The sequence below is a fragment of the Pseudomonas sp. CYM-20-01 genome (assembly GCF_023169845.1).
In the GTDB taxonomy this organism is placed as follows: domain Bacteria; phylum Pseudomonadota; class Gammaproteobacteria; order Pseudomonadales; family Pseudomonadaceae; genus Aquipseudomonas; species Aquipseudomonas azotoformans.
Genome location: NZ_AP025169.1, coordinates 3,133,454 through 3,150,725, shown reverse-complemented (window position 1 = coordinate 3,150,725; position 17,272 = coordinate 3,133,454). Strand labels below are relative to the sequence as shown.

10 protein-coding genes are annotated in these 17,272 nt (G+C 62.0%); 2 read left to right on the top strand and 8 right to left on the bottom strand.

Annotation, left to right across the window (positions count from 1 at the left end):
* Positions 1 to 101: 101 nt before the first annotated feature.
* From uvrA to lexA, 6 genes are all read right to left on the bottom strand, one after another.
* Complete coding sequence (gene uvrA, locus M2497_RS14085; RefSeq protein WP_248488027.1) at positions 102 to 2,621, bottom strand: excinuclease ABC subunit UvrA; 2,520 nt, start codon at positions 2,619 to 2,621, stop codon at positions 102 to 104.
* On the bottom strand, positions 2,618 to 4,330 hold the full coding sequence (locus tag M2497_RS14080; RefSeq protein ID WP_248488026.1) for an ATP-binding protein: 1,713 nt from the start codon (positions 4,328 to 4,330) through the stop codon (positions 2,618 to 2,620). The genes uvrA and M2497_RS14080 overlap by 4 nt, the downstream gene beginning before the upstream one ends.
* A gap of 108 nt (positions 4,331 to 4,438) precedes the next feature.
* Positions 4,439 to 7,531: an error-prone DNA polymerase gene (locus M2497_RS14075; RefSeq protein WP_248488025.1), complete on the bottom strand. Its 3,093-nt coding sequence runs from the start codon at positions 7,529 to 7,531 to the stop codon at positions 4,439 to 4,441.
* On the bottom strand, positions 7,507 to 8,919 hold the full coding sequence (locus tag M2497_RS14070) for a DNA polymerase Y family protein (protein ID WP_248488024.1): 1,413 nt from the start codon (positions 8,917 to 8,919) through the stop codon (positions 7,507 to 7,509). Before M2497_RS14070 ends, M2497_RS14075 begins: the two co-directional genes overlap by 25 nt.
* Positions 8,920 to 8,926: 7 nt before the next feature.
* Positions 8,927 to 9,541: a translesion DNA synthesis-associated protein ImuA gene (imuA, locus tag M2497_RS14065; protein WP_248488023.1), complete on the bottom strand. Its 615-nt coding sequence runs from the start codon at positions 9,539 to 9,541 to the stop codon at positions 8,927 to 8,929.
* Positions 9,541 to 10,158, bottom strand: coding sequence for a transcriptional repressor LexA (lexA, locus tag M2497_RS14060; protein ID WP_248488022.1), 618 nt, complete (start codon positions 10,156 to 10,158; stop codon positions 9,541 to 9,543). The genes imuA and lexA overlap by 1 nt, the downstream gene beginning before the upstream one ends.
* 201 nt (positions 10,159 to 10,359) lie before the next feature.
* Here lexA and M2497_RS14055 point away from each other — a divergent pair, with 201 nt between their 5' ends.
* The gene (locus M2497_RS14055) at positions 10,360 to 14,895 is read left to right on the top strand and encodes an RHS repeat-associated core domain-containing protein (RefSeq protein ID WP_248488021.1); all 4,536 of its coding nucleotides are present in this window, start codon (positions 10,360 to 10,362) and stop codon (positions 14,893 to 14,895) included.
* A gap of 27 nt (positions 14,896 to 14,922) precedes the next feature.
* Here M2497_RS14055 and M2497_RS14050 read toward each other — a convergent pair whose 3' ends face one another.
* Entirely contained in the window at positions 14,923 to 16,173 is a 1,251-nt protein-coding gene (locus M2497_RS14050) for an IS256 family transposase (protein WP_248481889.1), read from the bottom strand.
* Positions 16,174 to 16,461: 288 nt separating this feature from the next.
* Here M2497_RS14050 and M2497_RS14045 point away from each other — a divergent pair, with 288 nt between their 5' ends.
* Complete coding sequence (locus M2497_RS14045; RefSeq protein ID WP_248488020.1) at positions 16,462 to 16,794, top strand: hypothetical protein; 333 nt, start codon at positions 16,462 to 16,464, stop codon at positions 16,792 to 16,794.
* A 29-nt stretch (positions 16,795 to 16,823) separates the two neighbouring features.
* On the opposite strand, the gene M2497_RS14040 is transcribed toward M2497_RS14045, so the two are convergent.
* Positions 16,824 to 17,261 (bottom strand): DUF3995 domain-containing protein, encoded by a 438-nt coding sequence (locus M2497_RS14040; protein WP_058425721.1) that lies wholly within the window; start codon positions 17,259 to 17,261, stop codon positions 16,824 to 16,826.
* Positions 17,262 to 17,272: the final 11 nt, after the last annotated feature.

The following is a 17,272-nucleotide window of genomic DNA, read 5'->3' as shown; positions in this document are numbered from 1 at the left end:
TGCGACGGTTCGACTTGCCCCCGATAGCGGTGTGTCAGTCGCATATCAGTTGACTGACACACTGTCATCGGGGGCAAGCCCCCTCCCACAAGTTTCCGCTTTCAGTTCAGTTCTTTGGTCAGGAATGGCGCAGTCCGGCTGGCCTTGCTTTTGGCAACCTTCTGCGGCGTACCACTGGCCACCACCTTCCCGCCCATATCCCCCGCCCCCGGCCCTATATCGATCACCCAGTCACTCTGCGCCACCACGCGCATTTCATGCTCCACCACGACCACCGTATGCCCAGCGTCCACCAGTTGGTTCAACTGGCTGAGCAGGCGGTCCACATCCCGTGGATGCAACCCGGTGGTGGGTTCGTCCAGCACATACAAGGTCGCGCCCCGCGCATTGCGTTGCAGCTCGGTCGCCAGTTTGATGCGCTGCGCTTCGCCACCGGACAACTCGGTCGCCGGTTGCCCCAGGCGCAGGTAACCCAGGCCGATATCCCGTAGCACCTGCAGCGAACGCAACACCGCTGGCTGCTCGGCAAACACCTCCACCGCCTGTTCCACCGTCAGCCCCAGCACCTCGGCGATGCTCAAGCCTTGCCATTTGATCGCCAGGGTCTCGGGGTTGTAGCGCGCGCCGTGGCAGGTCGGGCATGGCGCGTACACGCTGGGCATGAACAGCAGTTCAACGCTGACAAAGCCCTCGCCTTCACAATTCGGGCAACGGCCCTTTGCGACATTGAAGGAGAACTGCCCGGCATCGAAGTGACGCTGCTTCGCCGCCGGGGTGGCCGCGAACAGCTTGCGCACGTTGTCGAACAGCCCGGTGTAGGTCGCCAGGTTGGAGCGCGGGGTGCGGCCGATGGGTTTCTGGTCGACCTGCACCAGGCGGCGGATGTGCTCCAGCCCGGCGCGGATGTGGCCCCCGCTGGTTTGCGGGGCGTCGTCTTCCAGGCTTGGTTCTTCGTCGTTTTCCATCACACGCCCAAGGCCGGCGCCCACCAGCTCCAGCAGTGCCTGGCTGACCAGGCTGGACTTGCCCGAGCCAGAAATCCCGGTGACCGCCGTGAAGCAGCCCAATGGGAAATCCACGTCAAGGCCCTTGAGATTATTGCGCGTCACACCTTCCAGTTGCAGCCAGCCGGTGGCTTCACGGCGCACCTGAGTCGACACGCGCTTTTGCGCGAACAGGTACTCACGGGTCTGCGACGCCGCCACCTGCGCCAGCCCCGCCGGCGGGCCGCTGTACAGCACCTGCCCGCCGTGTTCACCGGCCGCCGGGCCGACGTCGATCAGCCAGTCGGCGCGGCGCATGGTTTCCAGGTCATGCTCCACCACAAACAATGAATTGCCGGCCGCCTTCAAGCGGTCGAGGGCAGTGAACAACGCTTCGCCGTCCGCCGGGTGCAGGCCCGCCGAGGGCTCGTCCAGCACGTAGATCACACCAAACAACTGCGAGCCCAATTGCGTTGCCAGCCGCAGTCGCTGCAACTCGCCGGAGGACAGGGTCGGCGTGCTGCGCTCCAGGGACAGGTAACCCAGGCCCAGTTCGGTCAAGGTACTGACCCGCTCCAGCAAGTCCTGGGCGATGCGCTGCGCGGCCAGGCGTTTCTCCACCGACAGCTTCATCTTGTCCTGCCCCGCCGCCACCGGTCGCAGCAACTCTGCCAACTGCGTCAACGACAGTTGCGACAACTCACCGATGTCCACCCCGGCAAACTTCACCGACAGCGCCGCCTGGGTCAGGCGCTTGCCGTCGCACAGCGGGCAGGCGCTGCCCTGCATGAACTGCGACACGCGCTTTTTCATCAGTGCGCTCTGGGTATGGCTGAAGGTGTGCAGGATGTAGCGCCGTGCGCCGATAAAGGTGCCCTGGTAGCTCGGCTCCAGCTTGCGCTTCAACGCATCGCGGGTCTGTTCCGGGGTGAAGCCGGCGTACACCGGGACGGTGGGGGTTTCTTCGGTGAACAGGATCCAGTCACGCTGCTTTTTCGGCAGGTCGCGCCAGGGGATATCCACGTCATAGCCCAGGGTCACCAGGATATCGCGCTGGTTCTGCCCCTGCCACGCCAACGGCCAGGACGCCACCGCACGCTGGCGAATGGTCAGGGAAGGATCGGGCACCATCAACGCCTCGGTCACTTCATACACGCGCCCCAGGCCATGACACTGCGGGCATGCACCCTGGGGCAGGTTCGGCGAAAAGTCTTCGGCGTACAGCATCGCCTGCCCCTTCGGATAACTGCCGGCGCGGGAGTACAGCATGCGGATCAAACTCGATAACGTGGTCACGCTGCCCACCGACGAACGCGCACTCGGCGTGCCGCGCTGCTGTTGCAGGGCCACGGCAGGCGGCAGGCCCTCGATGCTGTCCACGTCCGGCACGCCGACCTGGTCGATCAACCGCCGCGCATAGGGCGCCACCGACTCGAAATAGCGGCGCTGGGCCTCGGCATACACCGTGGAAAACGCCAGGGACGATTTGCCGGAACCCGACACCCCGGTGAACACCACCAGGGCATCGCGGGGAATATCCACGTCGACGTTGCGCAGGTTGTGTTCGCGGGCGCCGCGCACGCGGACAAAGCCGGCGGGTTGGGCAGTGATCGGAGGAATATTGCGCTGTGAAGTCATGGACAACCTTGTCGGGCGGTGAGCACGCTGCGCACCCGTTGCGTCAGCGCTTCGGGGCTGTAGGGTTTGCTCAGCAGATGAATATCGGGGCTCAGCAGGTGATTGCTGGAGAGAATGTCACGGGTGTGGCCGGAGGTGAACAGCACCGGCACGGCAGGTGTCTGCTGGCGGGCCCAGTCGGCCAGGTCGGTGCTTTTGACGCGGCCGGGCATGACCACATCGGTGAAGATCAGATCCGGTGGCGAGCCTGCCTGCAATTTCGACATGGCCTGGTCGCCGTCTTCGGCGGTGAGCACGGTGTAGCCGGACTGTTCGAGCAATTCCACGACGGTCAGGCGTACGCCTTCATTGTCCTCGACCACCAGGATGGTTTCCTGTCCGCCGCTGTGCTGCACCTGGTCCATATGCACATCGAGGCTTTCCGGTTCCAGGCTGTGGGGGAAATACATCTGCACCACCGAGCCCTTGCCCTCCTCGCTCCACATTTCCACATGCCCGCCACTCTGGCGCACAAAGCCGAACACCATGCTCAGGCCCAGGCCGGTGCCATAGCCTTCACGCTTGGTGGTGAAGAAGGGTTCAAAGGCACGCTTGAGGGTGCTCTCGGACATGCCGACGCCGGTATCGGCCACCTCCAGGCGCACATACTCGCCGGGCTTGATACTTTTACCCGCGCAATCGGCCGGATTGAGGATGATATTTTCGCCGGAGATGCGGATCACGCCTTCGCCCTTCATGGCGTCGCGGGCATTGATCGCCAGGTTGAGCAGCGCGTTCTCCAGTTGGTTGCGGTCGACATTGATAAACCAGGCATCCTGGGGCATCTGCACGTCGATATGGATGGTTTCGCCCAACGCCCGTTGCAGCAACTCGCCAAGCCCCGCGTAAATGCGTTGCGGGTTGTACACCGCCGGCGACAGCGGTTGGCGCCGGGCGAACGCCAGCAGTTGCGAGGACAGCTTGGCCCCACGCTCCACCGCCGCAATGGCGGCCGTGACACGCCGCTGCACCTGGGCGTTGTCCGGTTCCTGGCGGGCCAGCAGGTGCAGGTTGCCGGCGATCACTTGCAGCAGGTTATTGAAGTCGTGGGCCACGCCGCCGGTGAGGCCGCCAATGGCTTCGAGTTTCTGCGACTGGCGCAACTGGTCCTCGGCCGCGGAGCGCGCCTGCACTTCGGCGGCCACCCGTTGTTCGAGGTTGTGCGTGAGTTCCCGGCGTACTTGTTCGGATTTCACCAGTTCGGTGGTCTCCACCACAATCGCCAGCACGCCAGCCGGTTGTTGATCGTCGCCGGCCACCGGGCTGTAGTAGAGGTCCAGCCACACGGTTTCCGGCTGGCCGTTGCGCAACAGCACCAGGTCCTTGTTGTTGAATGACAGGGTGCCGCCGGCCAGGCAGGTGTCCATCACATGCCGATTGAAGTCGGCCACTTCCGGCCAGCCGAGCTCAACCGGTGTGCCCAGCAGGTAGGGGTGACGGCCACCGGCAAAGGCCGAGTAGCTGTCGTTATAGATCATGTGCCCCAGGCGTCCCCACAACATCACCATCGGCACGGGCGAAGCCAGCATCATCTGTACGGTACACGCCAGGCTGGTGGACCAGCGGTCAATGGGGCCCAGGTCGGTGCCCGACCAATCGAATGCGCGGATCCGCTGGGCCATTTCACCGGCCCAGCCTTCGCAGCCGTGGGGGTTGGATAAGAATTGCATCGGTTGGCTCTGTGCGCTAAGAGAACATCGGCAAGTTTTGGAGCGCTGCAAACCCGGATGGTTTCACCTCATCTGCATCAGAAGTGATTACAGCAGAAACCACGGGATTCAGTGAAAATCCCGACTGCGCACATTGATCCCTTCCAACAAGGGCGTCAGGTCGGTCAGGCGCCCGGCGATCAAGTGCCGCACCTCGCCCACCGCTTCCCAGCGCCCGTCCACCTTCAACAGCCGCGAGCCCACCAGCGCCTGGCGTTGACGCTCGGCCAAGTCACGCCAGACCACCACATTGAGGTTGCCGAATTCATCTTCCAGGGTGACAAAGGTCACACCGCTGGCAGTCCCCGGGCGCTGTCGACCGGTCACCAGCCCCGCGACGCAGACATTGCGTCCATGTTCCACCGCCATCAGTTCATGGGAACTGCGGCAGCGGCGCTTGCGCAATTCATCCCGCAGCAACGCCAGCGGATGCGGCCCCAGGGTCGTGCCCACGGTGGCATAGTCGGCCTGCAGGTCCTCGCCCACGCTCGGTGCCGGCAACTCGACCAGCGCTTCATCCGGGCTCGGCAGGCCGGCAAACAGCCCCAGTTGCTTGTGCACGCCAGCCACCTCCCAGCGCGCCTTGTGCCGGTTATCGGCCAGGGCGCGCAAGGCCCCGGCATCCGCGAGCAAGGCCTGGGCACGCGCATCCAGCCCGGCGCGCTCGTCGAGGTCGGCAATGTTGCTGAACGCTCGACGCAGGCGCGCGGCTTCGATGCGCCGCCCATCCTCTTCGCGAAACCCGGAGATCATGCGCAAGCCCATGCGAATCGCCGGCTGCGCGCCGTCGATGGGCTCCAGGCTGCAATCCCAATCGCTGGCCTGCACATCCACCGGGCGAATCTGCAAGCGATGGCGCCGTGCGTCCTGCAGGATCTGGTCCGGGCTGTAGAAGCCCATGGGCCAACTGTTGATCAGCGCACAGGCAAACGCCGCCGGTTCATGGCACTTGAGCCAGCAACTGGCGTAGGTCAGCAAGGCGAAACTGGCCGCGTGGGACTCGGGGAAGCCATAACTGCCAAAGCCTTTGATCTGCTCGAAAATCTGCGCGGCAAAGGCTTCGGTGTAACCGTTTTTCAACATGCCAGTGCGCAGGCGCTGCTGGTGCGGCTCCAGGCCGCCGTGGCGTTTCCAGGCGGCCATGGAGCGGCGCAACTGGTCGGCCTCGCCGGGGCTGTAGTCGGCGGCGACCATGGCGATCTGCATCACTTGCTCCTGGAACAACGGAATGCCCAGGGTGCGTTCCAGAACGGTTTTAAGCTCCGGCGAAGGATAGGTTTCGGGTTCTTCCTTGTTCCGCCGCCGCAGGTACGGGTGCACCATGCCGCCCTGGATCGGCCCCGGTCGCACGATGGCCACCTCGATCACCAGGTCATAGAACTTCTGTGGCCTGAGCCTTGGCAACATCGACATCTGCGCCCGCGATTCAATCTGGAACACGCCGATGGTGTCGGCCTTGCTGATCATCGCGTAGGTGGCCGGGTCTTCCTTGGGGATCGTCGCCAAGGCCAGGTCGCGGTTGCGGTGGCGGCGCAGTAAGTCGAAGCAACGCCGGATTGCACTGAGCATGCCCAAGGCCAGGATATCCACCTTGAGCAAGCCCACGGCGTCGAGGTCGTCCTTGTCCCACTGGATGATGGTGCGCTCGGCCATGGCGGCGTTTTCCACCGGCACCAGGGTGTCCAGCGGGTATTCGGAAATCACGAAGCCGCCAGGGTGCTGGGACAGGTGCCGAGGGAAGCCGATCAATTGCTGGGTGAGCGTGAGCACCCGGCGCAACAGCGGGCTGTCGGGATCGAAGCCGCCTTCGCGCAGGCGCTCCAGCGGCGGGGCATCGTCGCTCCAACGCCCGCAGCAGTCGGCCAGGGCGTTGATCTGGTCCGGCGGCAGCCCGAGGGCCTTGGCCACATCGCGTACCGCGCCGGCGGCGTGGTAACTGCTGACCACCGCCGTCAGCGCCGCGCGGGTGCGGCCGTAGCGCTGGAACACGTACTGCAGCACTTCTTCGCGGCGCTCATGTTCGAAGTCCACGTCGATGTCCGGCGGCTCGTTGCGCTCCCTGGACAGGAAGCGCTCGAACAACAGGCTCGTCAGGCTCGGGTCGATCTCGGTGATACCCAAGGCAAAGCACACCGCCGAGTTGGCCGCCGAACCGCGGCCCTGGCACAGGATCGAACGGCTGCGGGCGAACTGCACAATGTCATGCACCGTGAGGAAATAGCTTTCGTAGCCCAGCTCGCTGATGATCTTCAGTTCGTCATGGATCTGCTGCAAGGTCTTGGCGTCGACACCCTGCGGCCAGCGTTGGGCGATGCCCGCTTCGGTCACGGCGCGTAGCCAGGATTTGGCGTCGTGGCCACTGGGCACCAGTTCACGCGGGTAGTGGTAGCGCAACTGGCTGAGGTCGAAGGTGCAACGCCGGGCAATCGCCTGGGTTTCATCGAGCAAGGCGTGCGGGTACAGCGCGGCCAGGGCATCGAGGCTGCGCAGGTGCCGCTCGCCATTGGGGTGCAGGCGCGTGCCCGCTTCGGCCACCGGCACGTGATGGCGGATGGCGGTCATGGTATCTTGCAGGGCGCGGCGGCCACGCGCATGCATGTGCACATCGCCACAGGCCACCGCCGGGAGGTGCAGGCTGGCGGCCAGGCTCAGGCGTTGTTCCAGGTGGCGCGCATCGTCCTGGCCGCAGTGCAGGTGCACCGCCAGCCACAGCCGTTCGACGAAGGTGCGGCGCAGCCACTGGATCGAGACCTGGGTGTCGCTGTCTTCGGCGACCCACAGTGCCAGCAGGCCGGGCAGCGGTTGCGCGAAGTCCTCGTGCAACAGGCGATAGCGGCCTTTTTCCGCGCGCCGCCGGGCCACGGTGATCAAGCGGCACAGGTGCTGGTAGCCGCTGAGGTCTTCCACCAGCAGCACCAGTTTCGGGCCGTTTTCGATGCGCATCTCGCTGCCGATAATCAGCGGCAGTTCCACCGCCTTCGCCGCCTGCCAAGCCCGCACGATGCCCGCCAGGGTGCATTCGTCAGTGATCGCCAGGGCGCTGTAGCCTTGGCGCTTGGCCCGCTCGAACAGCTCCAGCGCACTCGACGCACCGCGCTGGAAGCTGAAGTTGGACAGGCAGTGCAGCTCGGCGTAATTCATGCAAACCAGCCTTGCAGCCACAACCCATCGCTTTGCCCGACGTTACGAAAGGCCCAGCCTTGCTGGCCGGCGCGGGTCTGGATCAGGTAGTAGTCGCGGCGGATATCGGCGCCGTCCCACCAGCCGGACTCGATGCGCTCCGGCCCCATGAGGATGTGCACACCGTGCTCGGCCAAGAGGGTGGGTTCGCTCAGCAACCAACCGGGGCGTTGCACCTTGTGCAAGGTCGGGCATGGGCTTTTATCGGTCGCTGTTTGCCAGGCGCATTCGGGGCGGTGGTCGGCGTGGAAGCGCAAGCCCTGCACGGCCTCATCGCCCAGGCGTGCACGCAGGCGTTCGCGCAACTGTTCCCACGGCAAGGTCTGTTGCGGGCGGTCGTCGAACAGGTCCTGGCGCTGCGGCACGAACACCGGCAAATCCTGGGCGACCAGGCGAAAGCCGCGTACCGGTGAGGTGACCTGTACCTGCTCCAGGCGACCCCGGGCCAATTCAAACAGCATCGCCGGTTCACGCTCGGCGCTGAGCAGGCCGACCTTGATCAGCGTGTCCGGCGCCTGGGCGTGTTCCAGGTGCAAGTCAAAACGCTGTACGCCACTGTCACGGCCACACAGGAAGGCCGACAGATCGCCCGTCAGGCGTCGCAAAGGAAACAGCAGCGCCTGATGGGACTGCACGTCGAAATTCAGCTCGATGCGCACATCGAACCGGTCCGGAGGCTGATAGAACGCCAAGGCCAATGGGCGCTGGCCGGTCAACGCATCCAAGTGCTTGAGCAGGCCGGCATCAAAACGTCGCGCCAAGGTGTGCCGAGGCAGCGCCTGCACCTGGGCCAGGCGGCGCAGGCCCATGCGCGACAACGCTGTGGCGGCCTGCGGGTCGAGGCCGGCGCGGTCGATGGGCAGCGGCGCCAGGGCCTGCAGCAAGCCGTCATCCTGCACCGCCAAACCATCGTAGATATTCGCCAGCACCCGCGCCGCCGCCGGGTTGGGCGCCGCGACGATACGGTGACGAAAGCCCAATTCGGTCAGCTCCTTGCGCAAGCGTGCTTCAAACCGCGGCCACGGCCCGAACAAGCCCAGGCTCGATTCGATTTCAAACAACAAGGCACGCGGGTAATACAGGCTGACCTGGGAACTGAACTGGTAGGCCCAGGCAGCCAGGAACTGTTGGTGGCGCTCGATCTCGGCGGGGTCGTATTCGACGCTGGCAAAGGTCTTGGCCAGGGCATGCGCCGCCGTCAGGGATTGGCCCGGGCGCAGGCCCAGGGCGTGGGCGGCGTCATTGACGGTTTGCAGCACACGCCGCTGTGGCGTGCCGGCCAGCAGGGCCAGGGGTTGCTCCGGCTCGGGATGCACACGCAGCACTCCGTCCAGCGCCAATTGCGGGAAGACAATACACACCCAGCGCATGACAACCTCAGTGCCCCGCCAGGGCAATCGGCGCCGGATGGGCCAAGCCGCCCCGGCACTTGAGCACCCGTACCTGCGCGGGCCTGGCCTCGACGGCCAGGCGTAGCGCGGCGGGCGATGAGTTGACCGACTCACTCAAGGCGCGCCAGGCAAACGCCAGGGTCTGCCCGGTTTCCGCCGCCACTTGCAGGCGCCGCAGCGCCCGGTCATCGGCCTTGCGCGGCCAGCACAGCACCGCGCCGCAACTGCCGGAACGCAGGCATTGCTCCACCGCCCACAGGGCGTCGCGTTCCTCGGCCTGGATCACCGAGAGCAGGCGCAGGTCCACTCCAGCGTTCTGCCAGGCATGGGGGTACGGCGTGTACGGCGGCGCCACCAACACAATGCGCTCCCCCGCCTTCGACAAACGCGCCAGGGTCGGCAGCACCAGTTGCAACTCGCCCACACCTTCCTTGGCCATGAGGATTTCACTCAATGCCGCCTCCGGCCAGCCGCCCGTGGGCAGCACTGCGTCCAACGCCGCCAGCCCGGTAGGGTGCACGCTGGACGGCGGCGCGGCAGGCCGGCCCTTCCAGACACGCCCGCCATTAAACAGCGTGTCCAGCGCAACCACGGCGCCCATCAGCCTTGCCTCACCAAACCGCAGAACACCCCTTCGATGGCCAGGTCCTGGTCAGGCCCCACCACGATGGGTTGATACGCGGGGTTGCGCGGCAGCAGACGCACGCTGTCGCCACTGCGCTCGAAACGCTTGATGGTCACTTCGCCGTCCAGGCGCGCCACCACGATCTGCCCGTTCAAGGCCTCGGCACTGCGGCGTACGCCGACCAGATCACCGTCGAGAATACCGTCCTCGATCATCGAATCGCCCTGCACGCGCAACAGGTAGTCCGGGGTTTTCGCGAAGGTCGACGGGTCCAGTTGCAGGCGACTGTGCACTTCAGCATCGGCGCCGATAGGCAAACCTGCGGCCACGCGACCGAGCACCGGCACATCCAGCCATTCCGGGCGCACCGGCTGGTTGAGCAAACGAATGCCACGCGCCTGGTGGGGGTTGACCTCGATAAACCCGGCTTCGGTCAGCGCCAGCACATGCTTGCGCGCCACGCTGCGCGAGGCAAAACCGAACGCCTCGGCGATCTCGGCGAGGCTCGGGGGCTGGCCTTGCTGCGCGATGCGGTCGCGGATAAAGGTCAGGATGGCGGTACGGCGGGGGGTGAGAGTCGTCATGGAGTACATTTGTACTCCTGTGGGAAATTTCTGACAATAGCCGCTAGTCGCGCGATAGCGGACAAGCGTTATCGAACCGTCCCACATAACCGCCGGATAAGCTCTACTCCCCTGCCCTGCAAACGCCCGCAAAGTCCGTCGCCTGACTACACAGTGCGAGGGATTGCAGATGGCGTTATGGGTTTGGGCTCCGGTGGATGGGGCTGTTTCATGATCGAAGTGACCAGCCAAACCATTGGCTATTTGGTACTGGCCACCCTGGATTCAAAGACGCGAGACGTCGAATCCGTTATCAGCGACTTCAAGCGCTGCCTCAATCACTACGACGCCTGGGCTTCGAGCTTTTTCAGCTTTTCGGCGCTGGATATCGAACAGGTCTTCAAGGTGGGGGATGAAGTGGCGCTGGTCGCGCCGATCAACCGCTCCCTGTTTCCCAGCACAACCACCGCAACCTGCCGGGCAGACGGCACGCTGACCCTGGTGCATATGTTCCAGAGTTCTCGATTCGTACCCATCGGCGATACGCCCGTGATGGTGCAGCGCATCGATCCGGACGGTGGCCCGCTCGGGGAGCCCCTCCATAAAACCATCGGACCCAGCGGCATTCTCGAAATCAAGGAATGTGATCGCAACCAGCAGTACCGGGTCAGTTTCTACCCCAACGTTTCCAAGGCGCACTTCAAGGCGCTGTACGCCTCTTACCAGTCGGTTATCGAACCGCTGGAAGGCTGGTTGCGCCGTGAGTGGACCACCACCTTCGCCGCCTTATGGATGGGTTATTCCGAAGCCAACTTTCTCAAGCGCTACCTCTCGCTGCACCAAGCCTACGCACGCGGGTTCAGCGGGGCGTTGTATTCACTTTGGGACAACATCAAGCAGATGCTTCAGTGGTTTCTGGACCCACTGAAGCATGCCGAAAAGCTACTGCATTACCTGAGCCAGGAAGAATTCGAAAAGCTCTTGAAGCTTGGCACCGAAAGCATCGCAAAGGGCCTGCTGGTGCTGAGTGATGAGCCGTTGCTGTTCATTTATCTGTCGGCAATGGTCAGTTGGATGCGGATGTTACCGCCGCCCTATATGAATGAGCTGCTGGGGGAAATCAGCGCTGAAGTATTGATCAATTTGCTGCTGTGCCTTGCCACGGCCGGTATGGGGATGGCGGTACGCATCAGTACGAAGGTGCTGGGCAGCATCAAGTCTCAACGTGTGCGCACATGGCTTGAGCACATGGCTGGGCAGTTCGGGAAATTTCGTGCGGATGATCACACGCAGGTGGCCAAGCCGATATTGCTCAGTAGCCAGGCGACGACGATCAAGACGATTCCGGATGCGCCCTTGAAGGCTGGGGATCAGGTGGTTGCCAACGCGGTGCCGGTGGTTCGGGATAAGGCCACGCAGCGGACGGTGCTGGTGCGGCAGGAGCCTGTGGATGATGTGCCGGCTTCTGCTCGAAACCCCAATGGGGATGCGGCGGCGCCTGCGGACAAGACCGCCACTAACGGCTGCCCGGTGTCGATGGTCACCGGCGAGGAATTGCTGACCCTTACCGATGGGACGCTGGACGGGATCTTGCCGTTTGAGTGGACTCGCTTGTACCGCACCAGTGCGGTGGAAGTGGATTGCGGGCTGGGGTTTGGCTGGAGTCACTCGCTGGCGCATCGGCTGGTGGTTGAGGGTGATTCGGTGGTTTGGACCGATCATGAGAATCGGTCGACCACCCTGCCCTTGCCCACGGCTGTTCGGCCTGCGATCACCAACAGTCTGGCCGAAGCGGCGATCTACCTAGGGTCGTTGCCTGATGAGTTGGTGCTGGCTCAGGCATCGCGTTTCTACCACTTCCGCGACGGTGTACTGACGGCGATTAGCGACGCGTATGACAACCGGCTGCGCATTACCCGGGACTTTCTGGGGCGTGTTGAGCGGGTGGACAACGGCGCGGGGCGCTCGCTGTTTTTGCGCTATGCATCGGGCCGCATCGTGGCGGTGGATTACCAGATTCATCGCGTCGTGGATGAGGGGCCGTTTGTTTGGGTGACGGAGCAGACGGTTGTTTCCTACGCCTATGACGAGCTTGGACGACTGGTTTCAGCGACCAATGCCGTCGGCGAAAGCGAAGTTTATCGGTACGACGAACAGCACGTCATTCTTGAGCGTGGCTTGGCCGGTGGGGCGAGCTTTTTCTGGGAATGGGAACGGTCTGGCAAGACGGCGCGGTGTGTGCGGCATTGGGCGAGTTTCTCGCAGATGGACACGCGCTATGCCTGGGATGACAACGGCCAGGTCACGGTGTTTAACGCCGATGGCAGCCAGGAAGTCTACGTGCATGACCAGCGGGCGCGGCTGGTACAGCGGGTTGATCCTGACGGGGCCGAGCATTTCAAATCCTACGATGACCAAGGCCGGCTGACCGTTGAGCAGGATCCGCTGGGGGCGATCACCGCGTATCAGTACGACGAAGCCGGGCGCTTGGTGGCGGTGTTTCCTGGGGACGATGAGCCGAAGACCTACGAGCATGACAACGGCTTCGTACGGGTTGTAAGGCGGGGTCAGGCGGTTTGGAAGTATGAGCGCAATGACCAGGGCGATGTCATTCGCAAGATCGATCCTGACGGTCACGTTACCGATTACACCTACAACAAATGTGGGCAGCTGATTGGGGTTTGGTACCCGGATCACAGCTGTCAGCGGCTGGTGTGGAACGAGCGTGGGCAGTTGCTTGAAGAGCAATTGCCGAATGGCGGGATCAAGCGTTATCGCTATGACGATCTCGGGCGGCAGATTGCGCGGGAGGATGAGCATGGCGCGCTGACCCAGTACCAGTGGGACGACGTTGGGCGGTTAGTCCAGGTCGTCTTGCCGAGCGGCGACACGCGTAAATATACCTACAACGCTTACGGAAAAATCATCGCCGAACGCGATGAACAGGGGCACGTCACCCGCTACGAATACGCCGACGGCCTGCACCTGATCAGCCGCCGCATCAATGCCGATGGCACCCAGGTCAAGTACCGCTACGACAACGCGCGGTTACTGCTGACCGAGATCGAAAACGAGGTGGGCGAGACCTACCGGCTCCAGTACCACAGCAACGGCCTGATCCAGCAGGAAATCGGCTTTGACGGTCAGCGCACGGCGTACGTATACGACCTCAACGGCAACCTTCAGGAAAAGACCGAACACGGCGATGACGGCAGTCAGCTGGTTACCCGCTACGAGCGCGACCATGCCGGACGCCTCATCAGAAAAACCCTACACGATGGCAATACCGTCGATTACGCCTACGACCGCCAAGGCAACCTCCTAAGCGTCGAAGACGGCCACTGGTCCCTGGCCTACGAGTACGACAGCCAAAACCGCCTCACCGCCGAACACCAAGGCTGGGGCTCCCTGAGCTACGCCTACGACGCCTGCGGCCACCTGAAAAACCTGCGCCTGCCGGACAACAACCGCCTCACCTTCAATCACGACAAAGGCGGCCACCTCGCCACCGTCGAACTGAATGGCTCGGTCCTCACCTCACACCTGTTCACCGCCGGCCGCGAACAGCAACGCCAACAAGGCCAACTGCTCAGCCACTACCAACACGACCACCAAGGCCGCCTGTTCAACCAGAGCATCGTTGATGCCGAAGGCCCGGTCTATCGCCGTCATTACGACTACGACAAATCCGGCAACCTCACCCGCCTGCTCGACACCCGCAAGGGCGAACACCGCTACCACTACGACCCACTCAACCGCCTCACCCGCGCCGACCACTCCCAAGACGAACAGGAACGCTTCGGCCACGACCCCGCCGGCAACCTGCTGATGCACAACCGCCCCGGCCCCGACATCGTCGCCGGCAACCGCCTGATGATCCAGGGCGACCACCACTATGACTACGACGCCTTCGGCAACCTCATCCGCGAATGCCGCGGCAAGGGCCACGCACTCGTCACCGAATACCGCTACGACTGCCAGCACCGTCTGATTGGCGTTAAAACGCCCAACGACCAGATCGCCAGCTACCGCTACGACCCGTTTGGGCGGCGTATCAGTAAAACCGTAGATGGGATTACGACCGAATTCTTCTGGCAAGGCGACAAACTCATCGCCGAACACCACGCGGATCGGCACCGCAGCTACCTCTACGAACCGGACAGCTTTCGCCCGCTGGCGCTGTTGGAAGGTTTCGGTCCAAAGGAAACCAAGGCCTACCACTACCAACTTGACCACCTCGGCACCCCGCAGGAACTCACTGCCCAAGACGGCGAAATCGTCTGGTCCGCGCATTACCGCGCCTACGGCGAAATAACCCGCCTCGATATAGGAAAAGTCGACAACCCACTGCGTTTCCAGGGCCAATACTTCGATCCGGAAAGTGGGCTGCACTACAACCGCCATCGCTACTACAATCCGGATGTTGGTCGCTACCTGACGCCGGACCCGGTGAAGTTGGCGGGTGGGATCAACGTGTACCTGTACGTGCCAAACCCAACGGGATGGATTGATCCGTTGGGGTTGAATAACTGCCCTGGAGATAACGGGTGCAGGGAAGAGGTAAGTGCTAAGGATCCGGTTAAGTCAGCACAAGTGCACCCAGGGGAAGCTGAACTTCCTAAAACTGGGGGAGCTGAGCGCGCAGCCAAGTACTCCTCAAAGTGGGAGGTAGCAAGCTTAGATGAAAACATTGTCAAGTTTACCGGCACTCACCCAATCGTGACGACGACAGAGGGACTGTCAGATATTTTGTGTGCGGGCCGGTAACGGCCTGCCGTCAGGCAGGCCCTGCTTTTACCAGGTAGGCCTGATAAATCGATCTCCGTAAAGAATCGCAAATTGATTCATCGCACTTTTCCAATCATGGGCCGCTGAGCCCCAGTTGGCGGTGATATTGCGCAGTCCAAGCCAGATCAGTTTTGTCGCCGCATCGTCGGTCGGGAAGTGGCCGCGCGTCTTGATGATCTTGCGCAACTGAGCGTTGATGCTCTCGATGGCGTTGGTCGTGTAGATCACTTTTCGGATCGCCGGCGGGAACACGAAAAATGGGACCACACGATCCCAAGCGCGACGCCAGGCAGCCACTACCGTCGGATATTGCTTGCCCCATGGCCCACTTTCAAACGCATCCAGCGCCTGCTCGGCCGCTTCGGCGGTCACCGCCTGATAGATCGGCTTAAGCGCCTTGGCCAGTTCGCGACGCTTGTCCCAAGCCGCGTAATCAAGGCTGTTGCGGATCAGATGAACAATGCATGTTTGCAGTGTCGTGTCTGGAAACACGGCGTTGAGCGCTTCTGGCATGCCTTTGAGGCCATCGGTCACAGCAATCAACACGTCTTCGACGCCGCGTGTCTTGAGGTCGTTGAAAACCTTCATCCAGAACTTGGCGCCCTCGGTATTTTCTATCCAGATGCCGAGAATATCGCGTGTTCCGTCAGGCAAAACACCCAGGGCCAAGTAGATCGCCTTGTTGCGAACCAGCCCCTCTTCGCGGATTTTGACCCGTAGAGCATCGAAGAAAATAACCGGATACATCGGCTCCAAAGGCCGCTGTTGCCATGCACCGATCTCTGCCATGACCTCGTCGGTCACAGAGCTGATGAAGTCCGGAGAAACATCAGTACCGTACTGCTCGGAAAGAAACGCCCGGATCTCTCTGACCGTCATTCCACGGGCATACATGGCAATGATCTTGTCATCGAACCCGGTGTAGCGGCGCTCGTGCTTGGGAATCAGGATAGGGGAAAAACTGCCGTCCCGATCACGTGGAATATCCAGTCGGAGCGGGCCATCGCCGGTGAGAACCGTCTTGCCGCTCTTGCCATTGCGCTGGTTGGTTTCATCCTCTGGGCGCTGTGCGCCCGGCGGATAGCCCAGGTGATGACCGAGCTCAGCACTCAGCGCTCGCTCGATCAAAGCCTTCTTGAACGCCGCAGACGCGTCCTCGATGGCTTCAGCGGTCATCGGACCATCGGTGAATTGCTCGAGAAGCTCTTTCGGGATTTTCGGCAGCTCTCGCAACGCGGGTTTCTTTTTGGTTGGCATACATGCACCTCTTACTCATGTTATGCCCGAACACAAAATTACTGACACCCCCACGACAGACAAAGGCAAGAAGATCTACAAGAACCCTGAAAATGGGATTGAAATTGTAGAAGACCTCAACGGGGACTACTTCAGAATCCATGACCCATCACAGCCGGGTAAAAGGCGCTACTTGAGCCTTGAGGGCGTGGTTCCTAACAACAGGATATCTCCCTCAGGAAAGCAAATCGGTAGAACGCAAAGCGAATACAATGAAGCGACACACTTTAATAAAAAGGCACACAAAAAATGAAAGTAATCTGCACCCCACTCACCTTAGAGGCCATGAGTTTATTAGACGTAGACGAATGCCCAGAATATTTACTCGAAAGCGTTATCCTTACCCGCGAAGAGTACGGACAACTTATTGAGTCCGGCGTGCTTGAAGCGATAAACACCACGCTTGGAAAAATCATCGACGATTACGAAGACGAAGCCATTTACAACGTTGAGGAGCTCACCAAAACCTTAGAGATCCTCAACAACCATTTGACGCACGAAAACTCATCTACTATGAGCAAAATAATTGCTTTAAACACCCTTGCGATCAAAAACAGAACAGGCCTGTTTTTCTTCTTCTAGAATTTTACAAACCCTGCATTAGTCCCCTTTCACCCCCACGCCACCACCAACAACCCCACCCCCAACACCAGACACAACGGCGAATAAAAATACGTATCCCACCGCGCAAACCTCGACCCACCGACCTTCTTGAAGAACCCCACCAACTCCGAATCCCCAATCGCCCGGGCAAACATCAGTACGGCAATCGCGCTGATGCCCCACTGCAACGCCCCGTGGGACACCGCCGAGAAGTACAGCCCGGCGCGCAGGCACACCAACAGCGCAATGGCCACCAACCCCATCGCCACCAGGAACGTGCCCAATGCCGAGGGCTTGAATGCAGGTCTGGGTCCGTTGGCGAATTCGCCGGGCAGTTGGGGAATGGCGGCCTGGAAGCCGAGTTTGCCGCCGGCGGCCCAGTACAGGTGGACCATGCTGATGCAGGTAAAAACCCCGACAATCCATCGTGCGACAACAAAGCTCATGGCTGGCTCTC